The 11,743-nt window shown below is 57.7% G+C and carries 12 protein-coding genes; 7 read left to right on the forward strand and 5 right to left on the reverse strand.

Annotated elements, in window-relative coordinates; all coding sequences use genetic code 11:
* Nucleotides 1-67: 67 nt before the first annotated feature.
* Nucleotides 68-388, reverse strand: coding sequence for an SMR family transporter (locus GWQ29_RS20485; protein WP_058395897.1), 321 nt, complete (start codon nucleotides 386-388; stop codon nucleotides 68-70).
* Nucleotides 385-789 carry an SMR family transporter gene (locus GWQ29_RS20490; protein ID WP_063639046.1) on the reverse strand — a complete coding sequence of 135 codons (405 nt, stop codon included), beginning with the start codon at nucleotides 787-789 and terminating at the stop codon, nucleotides 385-387. The genes GWQ29_RS20485 and GWQ29_RS20490 overlap by 4 nt, the downstream gene beginning before the upstream one ends.
* A gap of 158 nt (nucleotides 790-947) precedes the next feature.
* Here GWQ29_RS20490 and GWQ29_RS20495 point away from each other — a divergent pair, with 158 nt between their 5' ends.
* The gene (locus tag GWQ29_RS20495; RefSeq protein ID WP_005313161.1) at nucleotides 948-1,829 is read left to right on the forward strand and encodes a LysR family transcriptional regulator; all 882 of its coding nucleotides are present in this window, start codon (nucleotides 948-950) and stop codon (nucleotides 1,827-1,829) included.
* Between the two features lie 126 nt (nucleotides 1,830-1,955).
* Nucleotides 1,956-3,536 carry a DUF3369 domain-containing protein gene (locus tag GWQ29_RS20500; protein WP_275920210.1) on the forward strand — a complete coding sequence of 527 codons (1,581 nt, stop codon included), beginning with the start codon at nucleotides 1,956-1,958 and terminating at the stop codon, nucleotides 3,534-3,536.
* Nucleotides 3,537-3,619: 83 nt separating this feature from the next.
* On the opposite strand, the gene GWQ29_RS20505 is transcribed toward GWQ29_RS20500, so the two are convergent.
* Nucleotides 3,620-4,147 (reverse strand): DUF2937 family protein, encoded by a 528-nt coding sequence (locus tag GWQ29_RS20505; RefSeq protein WP_275920211.1) that lies wholly within the window; start codon nucleotides 4,145-4,147, stop codon nucleotides 3,620-3,622.
* 210 nt (nucleotides 4,148-4,357) lie between these two features.
* Here GWQ29_RS20505 and GWQ29_RS20510 point away from each other — a divergent pair, with 210 nt between their 5' ends.
* Nucleotides 4,358-5,068 (forward strand): phosphatase PAP2 family protein, encoded by a 711-nt coding sequence (locus GWQ29_RS20510; protein WP_275920212.1) that lies wholly within the window; start codon nucleotides 4,358-4,360, stop codon nucleotides 5,066-5,068.
* Nucleotides 5,069-5,330: 262 nt separating this feature from the next.
* Entirely contained in the window at nucleotides 5,331-6,233 is a 903-nt protein-coding gene (locus GWQ29_RS20515) for a sulfite exporter TauE/SafE family protein (protein ID WP_275920213.1), read from the forward strand.
* Here GWQ29_RS20515 and GWQ29_RS20520 read toward each other — a convergent pair.
* Nucleotides 6,148-6,963, reverse strand: coding sequence for a hypothetical protein (locus GWQ29_RS20520; RefSeq protein WP_275920216.1), 816 nt, complete (start codon nucleotides 6,961-6,963; stop codon nucleotides 6,148-6,150). The two genes, GWQ29_RS20515 and GWQ29_RS20520, sit on opposite strands and share 86 nt — an antisense overlap.
* A gap of 208 nt (nucleotides 6,964-7,171) precedes the next feature.
* Nucleotides 7,172-8,458, reverse strand: a complete 1,287-nt coding sequence (hemL, locus tag GWQ29_RS20525) for a glutamate-1-semialdehyde 2,1-aminomutase (RefSeq protein WP_275920214.1) — start codon at nucleotides 8,456-8,458, stop codon at nucleotides 7,172-7,174.
* Between the two features lie 235 nt (nucleotides 8,459-8,693).
* Between hemL and clcA the strand changes: the two genes are divergently transcribed.
* The 3 genes from clcA (at nucleotide 8,694) to erpA (ending at nucleotide 11,297) form a co-directional block, all read left to right on the forward strand.
* The gene (clcA, locus tag GWQ29_RS20530; protein WP_275920215.1) at nucleotides 8,694-10,088 is read left to right on the forward strand and encodes a H(+)/Cl(-) exchange transporter ClcA; all 1,395 of its coding nucleotides are present in this window, start codon (nucleotides 8,694-8,696) and stop codon (nucleotides 10,086-10,088) included.
* Nucleotides 10,089-10,175: 87 nt separating this feature from the next.
* Entirely contained in the window at nucleotides 10,176-10,856 is a 681-nt protein-coding gene (locus GWQ29_RS20535; RefSeq protein ID WP_265463083.1) for a DUF6776 family protein, read from the forward strand.
* Between the two features lie 90 nt (nucleotides 10,857-10,946).
* Complete coding sequence (erpA, locus tag GWQ29_RS20540) at nucleotides 10,947-11,297, forward strand: iron-sulfur cluster insertion protein ErpA (protein WP_005313135.1); 351 nt, start codon at nucleotides 10,947-10,949, stop codon at nucleotides 11,295-11,297.
* The last annotated feature ends 446 nt before the right edge of the window (nucleotides 11,298-11,743 follow it).

Here is an 11,743-nt window from a genome sequence, read left to right on the forward strand (position 1 = left end):
TCGCTCCCAGTAAAAAAGCCGCCCGGTCTGTGACCGGGCGGCTTTTTTCATTGTGGGGTCAGGTTCATCAAGCCGTGGTCAGCAGCGCCACTGCGACAGCCATGACCACTATGCCGACCCAGCCGATGGGCTTGAGGCGCTCGCCAAACAGCAGCAAGCCACCAAGCGCCGTACCGAGAATGCCGATGGCACCCCAGGTGGCATAAGCGACAGCAAGGTCAATCTTGCCGGTACCCACGGCTTCGGAGAGCAGGGTGAAGGCGCAGAGCACCAGCAGAATACCGAAGAAACCCCAACCCTTATGACGAAAACCCACCGAGCGATTGATCGCCATGTTGGCGCCAATATCCAGCAGGGCGGCGCCGAGTATGATGACTATCGGGCTCATACCGCACCTTCAATCTTGACGGGGGCAATGGGTCTGCGGCGACGGGGGGCCGGATCATCATGGGTCTCACCCATTGTCACCATAACAATACCCACTATTGCCAATGCCAGACCTATCAACTCCTGCGTGTTGAGGTCATAACCCAGGAACAGGATGGAGATGATGGTGATCAAGCCGATCCCCAGTCCTTCCCACAGGGCAAACGCAATACCAATGGAGATTGTTTTGGCGGCTTTGGCCAACAACATGTAAGAGACGGTGATCAGGATCCACATCGGCAGATAGTTGATCCAGCCGGCATCATTGGCGGGGATCATGGCCATGCTTGAGGTGCCCGCGACCTCGGTGAAAATGGCTGCCGTCAAAAATATTCGGGCTAAAAGCATTCGACTGAGTAACATAAAATTTCCTTCTGTGGCTAAGACGGATGAGAGGATAACCCTAGTGATACTTGAGTCAGGAATCGCTGAGCGTCGATTATTCAGACGCTAATGGTTTGCCTTGCCAAACGGAGGCGAGGTAATGTGAACGTTGGATAATCTGCCATCAGCCCGTTGTCATGAAGCTTTATCAGATACAACTCTTTGTCGAATCAGCTAACAGTGGCTCCATTGCTAACACGGCTCGTCGTCTTGGCAAAAGTCGCAGTGCGGTCAGCACGGCGATTGCGGCGCTGGAGGTAGAGCTTGGCGTCGAACTTTTTGAACGGGGTGCCAACCAGAGTCGATTGACCGAGATCGGTGAGCTGGTGCTGGATGATTGCAAACGGCTGTTGCAGGCCGCCAACAGCCTCAAGCTCAAGTGCGAGCACTATGCCTCCGGCGCCGAGGTGGCGCTGCGGGTGGCGCGGGATGATGCCATTCCCGAGCTGGTGTGGCGCGACATGCTGGGGGCGCTGCGCCGCCAGTTTCCCGGCACCAGTATCTCGCTGGTGCTGGCTTCTCCCCCTGAACTGCCAGCGCTGGTGGAGGAGGGGTTTGTCGATGCCGCCTTCGGTCTCATCACGGAGGAGCAGGAGCGCAGCGGTCTCAATATTGATGTGCTCAACCCTATCCGTACCCTGATGGTGGTGGCACCCAGCCACCCGTTGGCCAGTCTGAAGCGGGTATTGCAGCAGGATTTGACCGGCCATACTCAGGTCACCCTCTCCTACGTGGACGAATTTTCGGTCAAGAGCCTGCTCCCTATAGGGGGTCAACATATAGGTCTGTCGAGCTTCGAACTGATGCGGGATGCTGTGCTGGATGGACTGGGGTGGGCCGTGCTGCCTTCTCCCTTGATCCAGAGCCAGCTGCGGCAGGGGGAATTATTGACCCTGAAGCACAAATTCAGTCTGCAATGGCGTGACTACGGCGTCTATCTGTCGGAAAACGCCTATCATGGCAAGGTACTGGCGTGGTTGAAGAAGGCGATTCAGGCCTACCTTGAACCTTTTGAATAAGCTGGCAAGCGTTATTGCCTTCTGGCCATTGGCGAGGGGGAGAACGCAGCGGGTTCTTGTGATCCATCACGGCCTGATGGTACATACTGTCAATACACTCATGCAGCGCCTGGAGGCGTGAACGATATGAGCAGTGCCCAAGACAAGGACGAAATCTGGCTGGATGACGACATCATAGAGCTGGATGATGATGAGGCCGTGGTGGTCAAGGCGATCAACCCCTGGCAGGTACTGATCGTGGACGATGAACCGGACATTCATCATGCTACCCGATTGGCGCTTTCCAACATTCAATACAAGTCCCGCCCCCTCGAACTGCTCAATGCCTACAGTGGCGCCGAAGCGGCTCAAATGCTGCTGGCCAATCCACGTATCGCCCTCATCTTGCTGGATGTGGTGATGGAGACCGAAGATGCCGGTCTACGATTGGTACACCAGATCCGCAACGAGATGCACAACAGCCTGGTGCGCATAGTGCTGCGCACCGGCCAGCCCGGTCAGGCCCCTGAGCAGCGGGTGATCCTCGACTACGACATCAACGACTACAAGACCAAGACTGAGCTGACGGTGCAGAAGCTCTTCACTACTGTCATAGCGTCTTTACGCTCCTACGAGACCCTCTGCGCCATCGACAAGAGTCGCCAGGGGCTTGGCAAGATCCTGGAAGGTGCGGGGGATCTCTATCATCTGCACTCCCTGCGGGAATTTGCCTCCGGCGTACTGAAACAGATCAGCGCCATTCTGGATGTTGGCACTGAAGGAGCCATCTGTGTCGAACGCAGGCCCGATTCTCAGGAACTGGAAGTGCTGGCGGCCACAGGTGACTATGAATCTCTGCTCAATGGTGTATCCCTTGCTGCCTTTCCTGCGTTGAACGACTCTGTGATGAGTGCGCTGGCCAACCGTCGAAACCGCTTTGAGCACCCGCAAGATGCCCTCTATATCGCGGCCCAGAATGGTCGCGAGTTCGTGCTCAACTTCACGCCGACCCAACCTCTCGATCCTCTGGAGTGCGATCTGCTGGATGTATTTTGCCAGCGGATTTCAGCTGCTTACGACAACCTCTATCTCTACAACCAGCTGCTGCGTGCCCAGGAGGCAACAGTGGTGGCGCTCGCTGCGCTGGCGGAGTTTCGTGACTCTGATACCGGTGAACATGTGCTGCGAGTACAGAAACTCTCCGATGCCATAGTGGCCGAGATGCAGCAGGCGGGTGCTTACCCCAATGAACTGACTCCCGGCTTTGTCGACATGATCGGCATGGCCAGCATATTGCACGATGTCGGCAAGGTCGGCACACCGGACCACATTCTGCACAAGCCTGGCCGGTTCGAGCCGGATGAGCGGGTCATCATGGAGCAGCATGCAGACATAGGGGCCAGCATATTGCACAAGGCGGGCGAGATGGTGGAAGGCACCAGCTACCTGTCGCTGGGAGCCGAGATTGCCCGTGGTCATCACGAGCACTTCGATGGCAAGGGCTACCCGGAGCAGCTGGCCGGCCAGCAGATCCCGTTGTCAGCACGTATCGTGGCCGTGGTCGATGTGTTTGATGCTCTGCTCAGCAAGCGCCCCTACAAGGAGCCCTGGTCGCTGGCGCAGACCATGGAATATATCCAGTCCCGCTCCGGCAGTCAGTTCGATCCTCATGTGGTCCAGGCGCTCAATCGGCTGGTGACGGAGTCGCGATTGCCATACGAGTTGTGAGCGTGACAGTGCTGGCGAAAAAGCAGAAGGGGCCATCAGGCCCCTTCTGCTTTGGTCTCTGTAGCGATTTTTATAGGTTGCAGTTAGCTCAGGGCATGGCGCGATCTCGGTTGTCGCTTTCGAAACGGCAACAGTATGAGGCCGAGCAGCAGGTCTCCCAGCAAGGCCGCGATGAACCCCACCGACATGCCACAGATGATGGCGGACTGTTTGAGCGGCACCAGATAGCTGTAGTTTTGCAGGGTATCTTGCCAGAGTTGGGGATCGGCGCGCAGCAGCAGGTGTGTCAGCTGCTGATACCAGGGATGATCCTTGAAAGCACTCTCCTGCAACAGCATCTGCTGCTGGCTCACCAGATGTTGCAGACTGACGGCATCCCGGGCGAATACGGGGTCCGGGTTGGTGCGATAGTGGTTGACCAGGGCGGTCAGATCGCCGTTGAAGTGCTGATCCGCCGTGCCCTGAAATGGCACCAGGCTGAGGTTGGCCTGTTGCAGGCGTGCATCCAGCCGCTGGTAATAGAGGTCGATCAGACCCGGTACCTGAACGCCGGCCAATAAACCCAGGGCAAACAGCATAATGCGAAGGTAGCTGCGCATATTCCTCATCATCTCGTTAAAAAAGAGCTCTCATACTAGCTGCAAGCCTGGTTCAGACCAAGGTAGTGTTCCGTCATCCAGTGGAGCTTGTGTCGATATGGCGCCTTCACAGCCCGGTTGTAATAGCGCCTTGTCCGGTTATCCCCTCTCCAATGCTAAGGATTCAAAGCGCACCCATTATGTTCTAGAATGCCGCGTTTTTTCTGGGAGAGGAGAGTCTGCATGAGCAAGTTCGTGCCGTGCTATTTGATTGGGGGCCTCATTGCCATCAGTTGGGCCGCCTTGCCTGCCCATGGCCCCTGGGATCAGTGGGATCTTGCCGTCTTTCATCTGGTCAATGGCTGGCTGGGCCAGTCTTCGTTGTGGGCCGATGTGGTGGCCGTGACCAATAATCGTCTGTTTGACCTGCTCGTATTGGGCTGCATGGGGCTCATCCTGGCGATGTGCTTTTTCCGTTCTGAGGATGGGGAGCGTCGTCGCCTTGTTGCCATGGGGATCGTCATGTTGTTGGGGGCCCTGGTTATCAACCAGTTTGGTCACCTGCTGCCGGTCAGTCGTCCCAGTCCTACCCTGACCGTTGCGGATGCACTGCGAGTCACCCAGCTCAGCACGATCCCGACCAAGGATTCCTCCAGCGACAGTTTCCCCGGCGATCATGCCCTGTTTTTGATGATCTTTGCCGGTTTCGCCCTGCGTTATCTGTCACCCTGGGCTGGGGGGCTGGCCATCTTGATGGTGCCGCTGTTCTCGGCGCCCCGTATTTTGTCTGGTGCCCACTGGTTGACGGATGTCTATGTTGGCGCCTTGGGCCTGACCCTGCTCTGTTTGCCCTTGTTGTTGCTGACTGGGTTGTCGGATGGGTTGATCGGCTGGCTTGCCTTCAGGCTGTCTTTGGGGTCACGGCGGCGCAGTACCGGGCATCCGTCCGACTAATATCAAAAAAAGAAGGTCGGTTTACACCGGCCTTCTTTTTGGCTACTGCCCATCGATGACTGTGGTCGTCGCGAAATGACCATGACTACCACCGATGGCCCCAGGCCTGCTGGCCCTCATGGATAAGTATTAGCAGAGTCATTCGAACTCGCTTGCCTGAGCTTTATCCAGACAATCGTTTGCATGGGGGCGTGATTGATTCTGGTCAGGACTTTTAATTTCCGCTGCCTTAGAATCGCCGGCCCTTGCAGGAGAGGTCGGTATGCTAATTAATCTTTTACGCCTGATATTCATCGTCTGTGCCCTGGCGTTCGTTTTCATGCTGGTACGGGCCTGGTGGCATAAACGGCAACAGGGCTCACTGGAGCCAACCCCGTTCTGGCCGGTGGCCGCCATCGGATTTGTTGCCAATTTTCTCGATACCCTGGGGGTTGGCAGCTTTGCCGTGAAGACAGCCTGCTTCAAGCAGTTCAAGTTGATCGACGATCGGCTGCTACCCGGTACCCTCAATGGCCAGTGCGTGCTGCCGACGGTTGCCCAGTCCCTCATCTTTATCGGCGTGGTCAAGGTGGACCCGATCACGCTCATTAGCATGATGGTGGCAGCCGCTGCGGGGGCGGCATGGGGGGCGCGTCATGTGGCTTCATTTGATCGTCAGACCATACGGCTGGTGATGGCTGTCTCTCTGTTGGTGGTGGCCGGCTTTATCTTTGCGGGCTTGCTGGGTCTGTTCCCCCTCGGCGGCGATGCCATGGGGCTGACAGGTTACAAGCTGGGAATTGCCCTGCTCGGCAATTTCATCTTCGGGGTCTTGATGAATGTGGGGATCGGGCTGTTCGCCCCCTGCATGACGCTCGTCTATCTGCTGGGGATGAACCCCATGGCGGCGTTTCCCATCATGATGGGATCCACCGCCGTGCTCAGCGTCTTCTCGGCGGGCACCTTCATTCGCAAGGGGGCCTTTGATGCCAGGGCCGTGCTGGCAGTGGCAATTTTTGGCCCCATCGGCGTGGTGCTGGCTGCCCTGCTGGTACAGTCCATGGACATGGAAATGTTGAAGTGGCTGGTGGCCTTTATCGTCATCTATACCTCCTGGACCATGTACGCCTCCTGGCGGGCAGAGCGACGCAAGGCTCAACCCCGGCTGGTGGAGATCGCAGGTTAGCCTGGACCAGTGCTGCCTCGGCTTTGGCCCCCAGAAACACATAGAGCCCCAGTGCCAGCAGCAGTCCCACGGCACATCCCATCACACCTACCGCAGGCCAGAGCAGTTCGCTCTGGCCAAGCGACCCTTTGAACAGCAGCAACAATCCCTCTATGGAGACCGCAATCAGGATGGCGGCGATAAAGCGGGTGATGGTGCGGCGAACGGCGCTGTGGCGAAAGATGTCCTTATGCAGCAGCACCTCCTCCTCCAGAATCGTCTTGCCCAGATCGAATACCGCCAGCGCCAGGGTCAGGAATATGATGGCGCTAAAGGCACCTAGCTGGTTCTGCTGCTCCCCGCACAGCAGCAGATAGAGCTGCTCCAATCCATGCCATATCAGGGTGGCGACGATGAGAAACAGCGCCATGCTCAGCACCACATAGACAGCCTTGAACCAGGGCATGGCGCGGCGCCGCTCACGATCGCCCATCAGCCAGGCAATCAGCTGGTTGAGGCAAAGTGTCAGTTCCCGACCATGACCCTGCACAACCAGACGTAGCTGAGCCTGTGGCGCGGGTACGGGGGGAAGGATCCTCGCAGACTCACTGCTCTGGCCTATGGTCAGAATAAAGGGGTAGCCCTTTAGGGAATCACGGGGGGCGGTGAGCAGCCCCAGCAACAGGGGGGCCAGTTCGGTTTCGTATTCCTGATAGCGCCGCAGCACATCGATGGGGCTCATCTCTGCCATATGGACCTCGGTCAAGTGGGCTCCTGCTGAAGATGTGCAAATAGTGGGCCCGTTTTATGACAGGGATGGTATGGGATATTGCACCAGGGGATGACAAAACAGAGGGGATGAGCAGAGAGCTGCACCAGAAAGAGGCGCTGGGGGAAGTCAGACACATCAGATAGAGAAAAGGGCCTGTAAAGGGCCCTCTCGTTAATCTCTGGCTGGATTAACCCGCCAGTTTGGCGAAGCTGCGTTCGGCGGCGGCCAGGGTATGTTCGATCTCCTTGTCGCCGTGGGCCAGTGACAAGAAGCCTGCCTCGTAGGCACTCGGCGCCAGGTAAACACCCTCTTCCAGCATCAGATGATAGAAGCGCTTGAAACGTTCCATGTCGCAGCGGGTAACCTGCTCATAGCGGGTGATCTCCGGCTCGTTAGTAAAGAAGAAGCCGAACATGCCGCCCACATAGTTGATAGCGAGCGGGATACCGTGCTTGGCGGCAGCGGTTTTCAGCCCCTCGGCAACCCGGGCAGTCTTGGCATTCAGCTGCTCATAGAGCCCCGGCTCCAGCAGCAGATCCAGCATGGTCAGGCCCGCGGCCATGGCGACCGGGTTGCCGGAGAGAGTACCCGCCTGATAAACCGGACCGGTCGGGGCTATATGCTGCATCACCTTCTTCTTGCCGCCGAAAGCGCCAACCGGCATGCCGGCACCGATGATCTTGCCGAGAGTGGTAAGGTCCGGGTCTATGTTGTAGTAACCCTGAGCACCGCGCAGCGAGACACGGAAGCCGGTCATCACCTCGTCCAGGATCAATAGGGCACCGAACTCGTCGCAGATGGTGCGCAACCCTTCCAGAAAACCGGGCACAGGCGGGATGCAATTCATGTTGCCGGCGACCGGCTCGACTATGATGCAGGCGATATCGCAACCGTACTGGGTGAAGGCTTTTCGCACCGAATCGAGGTCGTTGAACACGCAGGTCAGGGTGTGTTTGGCAAAGTCGGCCGGCACGCCCGGGCTGTTGGGCTGACCCAGAGTGAGGGCGCCGGAGCCGGCCTTGACCAGCAGGGAATCGGCGTGGCCGTGATAGCAGCCTTCAAACTTGACGATCTTGTCGCGACCCGTGTAACCGCGAGCCAGCCGGATGGCGCTCATGGTTGCCTCAGTGCCGGAGTTCACCATCCGCACCTGCTCCATGGAAGGTACAATCTGGCGTACCTTCTCGGCCATCAGCACTTCGATCTCGGTGGGCGCACCATAGCTCAGACCCTTCTCCACTGCCTTGATGACGGCAGCCTTGATGGCCGGGTGGTTGTGACCGAGCAGCATGGGGCCCCAGGAGCCGATGTAGTCCACATAGGCCTGACCATCCACGTCATAGAGGTAGGCACCATCGGCGTGATCGATGAAGCGGGGTGTACCGCCGACCCCATTGAAGGCGCGGACCGGTGAGTTGACGCCACCCGGAATGGTCTGGCGGGCCTGTTCAAACAGCTGATCTGATTTTGACATGGATCATCCTTAATGGGATTTTGGTCGTCGCACAGGCGCATGCGGCCTATTGCGGCTCGGCAGCCAGGGGGAGCTGGGGTATGCTTTGCGCTCTCGTTACCTGGCCCAGGCCTGCCCCGTGCTAAATGAAACGGGCCGACTATAGCAGAAAGGCTCTGTGCTGGGCAGCCGGGCTGTCTGCCAGGTGCTCCGCACCAGGCAGACAAATGTGGTCTTTCCAACATGGTGCAACAAGATGGCACAACAAGTTATCTCCTCTTCTGACGCTCCCTCTTATCCACGCAGCCCCGCCTTGCTGCGCATGATCCATCAGGACAAGATGCCACTGCTGGTGTTATTGCTGGCGGCCCTGGTCGGTACCTTGGCAGGGTTGGTGTGCGGGCTGTTCGAATCCGGTGTGCACTGGCTGGCCGAGCAGCGACTCGAGCTGCTGGCCGACCGCAGCTGGTGGCAGCTCGGTCTGCTCGGATTTGGCTTCAGCGCCTTGCTGGGTTTTGTCGGTTACTTTCTCACCCATGCCTTTGCTCCGGAAGCGGGCGGCTCAGGGATCCCTGAAATCGAAGGGGCCATGGATGATCTGCGTCCGGTACGCTGGTGGCGGGTGCTGCCGGTCAAGTTCTTCGGCGGCATCTGTACCCTGAGCTCCGGCATGGTGCTGGGGCGGGAGGGACCCTCGGTGCAGATCGGTGGCAACCTTGGCAAGATGGTGGCGGATATCTGCCGGCTACCCAAGGAGCATGGTCATGCTTTGCTGGCCGCCGGTGCCGCGGGTGGTCTGGCCGCCGCTTTCAATGCACCGCTGGCCGGGATCCTGTTCGTGATGGAAGAGATGCGGCCGCAGTTTCGCTACTCCTTTCTGGCCATCAAGGCGGTGGGGATCTCCGCCATCATGGCAACCCTGATGCTGCAGAACATGAAAGGGCAGGGGGCGGTGATCACCTTGCCCCACTACGATGCCCCTGCACTGAAGGCGCTTTGGCTGTTCCTCTTTATGGGGGCTATCTTCGGGGTGCTTGGTTTTGTCTTCAACAAGCTGGTGCTGGCCTGCCAGGATGGCTATCTGGCACTGCACCAGAACAAGCGTCATCGCTTCGTGGCCATCGGCATGCTGGTGGCGGGGACCTTTGGCGTACTGTCGCTGTTTGCGCCATCGGTGACAGGCGGAGGGACAGAGCTCATCCCCCATCTGATGGGCGGAGAGTATGCAATGGCGACCCTGTTCCTCATATTCTCTGTACGGCTGGTGGCCACTCTTATCTGCTTCTGCTCTGGCGCCCCAGGTGGCGTGTTTGCTCCGACTCTGGCCCTTGGCACCCTGTTTGGCGTGGTGTTTGGTCATCTGTTTCATGCGGCTTTTCCGGAGCTTGGCATCGAACCCGGCGCCTTTGCCATCGCCGGCATGGGGGCCTTGTTTGCCGCCACTGTGCGTGCTCCCATCACGGGGATAGTGCTGGTGACCGAGATGACCGATAACTATCAGCTGATCCTGCCCATGATGATCACCACGGTCGGAGCAACTCTGGTGGCCCAGTGGCTGGGGGGGCGCCCCATCTATTCCCAGATCCTAGAGCGAACTTTACGGCTTGCTGCGCGTCAAAAGCGGGGAGACAGCGGCGCTACTGCCAGTTAACTCCTTGTATGTCAGCGCGAATCCGGTTGGGTCGCGTATAGTGAAGGGAGCATGGCCGCTGTATGGCGTAGTAATAAAAGAGGCCTTATGTCCCAGATATTGAAGTTGTTGACTGTGCTGTGCGTGGGGGCGCTCATCGGTTATTTCGTCGGTAATCGACAGGAGCTGGCCCAGAGCAGCCTCCTGTCGGTGCAGCAAGAAACCCTGGAGCGTCAGGGCAAGGCGATAGGTCAGCTCAAGAGCGACCTTGCCATCAAGGATACCCTGCTGGCCACACAGAGGGCCGCGTTCGAGCAATTGCAAAAGACGCTCAAGGAGCAGGAAGCCCAGGTGCAGGAGCAGAAGCGCCAGTTGGCCTTCTTCGAGCGGATCATGCGACCCACGGGTGAACAGGTAGGGGTGGTGATCGATAACCTCACATTGCAGGAGACCAGTATCCCCGGCCGTTATCACTACCGCTTGGCGCTGACCCAGCCAGCCAAGAAGCGGGAGCTGTTCCGCGGCCAGGTACAGATAAAGGTAGAGGGCAGCCTGGGTGACAAACCAAAGACCCTCGGTAGCCGTGAGCTTGGCATGAAAGTGGGCGAGGGGCGCTATGCCTTGCGTTACTTCCAGCTGCTGGAGGGCAACTGGCAGCTGCCGGAAGGCTTTATACCGGACCGGGTGCGTGTCACTATTGGCAAAGAGGGCAGACAGCCGGCCCAGGAGCTGCTGGCCGAATGGGGTGACCTGATCAAACCCCTGGTTGCTCCGCCTGCTGCGCAGTAAGAAGATTGGTGAATACTTGAACTAAACAGTCGGGTATTAGATAATTTCGCGGTTTCCATGTTTGTGGATTTAACGGTTGTGAGGTCAGTAATGAGTGCAGTAGCAGAAGCCCCGTTGCCAATCCAGATGACGGATGCGGCAGCCAACAAGGTGAAGAACCTGATCACCGAAGAAGAAAATCCCGAGCTCAAGTTGCGGGTGTACATCACGGGTGGTGGCTGCTCCGGTTTCCAGTACGGTTTCACCTTTGATGAGAAGATCAATGAAGGGGACACTGTAGTCGAGAAGAGTGGCGTCACCATGGTGATCGATCCCATGAGCCTGCAATATCTGGTAGGCGGCAGCGTGGACTACACCGAAGGCCTGGAAGGTTCCCGCTTCACAGTGACCAACCCCAATGCCAGCACGACCTGTGGCTGTGGTTCCAGTTTCTCCATCTGATTTGCCGTAACAGCGCGATTGAAGGGCCCAACAGGGCCCTTTTCTATTCATCCCTCTCTGCCTTCCTATATAAAGCGTCGCATCCTTATAAAGGCATCAACGGAGTTCTTGGCCTGTAAAAAGGAAATGGAGATTCTTCTGAGGCACATAAATGGATGCATCTTGCACGATCTGGCTATTGATTAAACACTTGAACGTCTTCCTCAATAAAACACAGTGTTTTTGCTTGCCAGAAAGATTCAGCTCCCTATAATGCGCCCCTACCAGCACGGCGGAACACGCCAACCTGATGAGCCAGTTTCCTTGTGAAGCCGGCGCAGAAAGAAAAGCGAAAACAACCGCTTGACTTTCGAAGTGAGGAGCGTAATATGCGCCTCCTCAACGCGACAAGCGTGACGCTCTTTAACAATTTGAATCAAGCAATCTGTGTGGGCACTCACAGCATC

This window comes from Aeromonas sp. 2HA2, from assembly GCF_029237345.1.
Taxonomy (GTDB): Bacteria; Pseudomonadota; Gammaproteobacteria; order Enterobacterales; family Aeromonadaceae; genus Aeromonas; species Aeromonas salmonicida.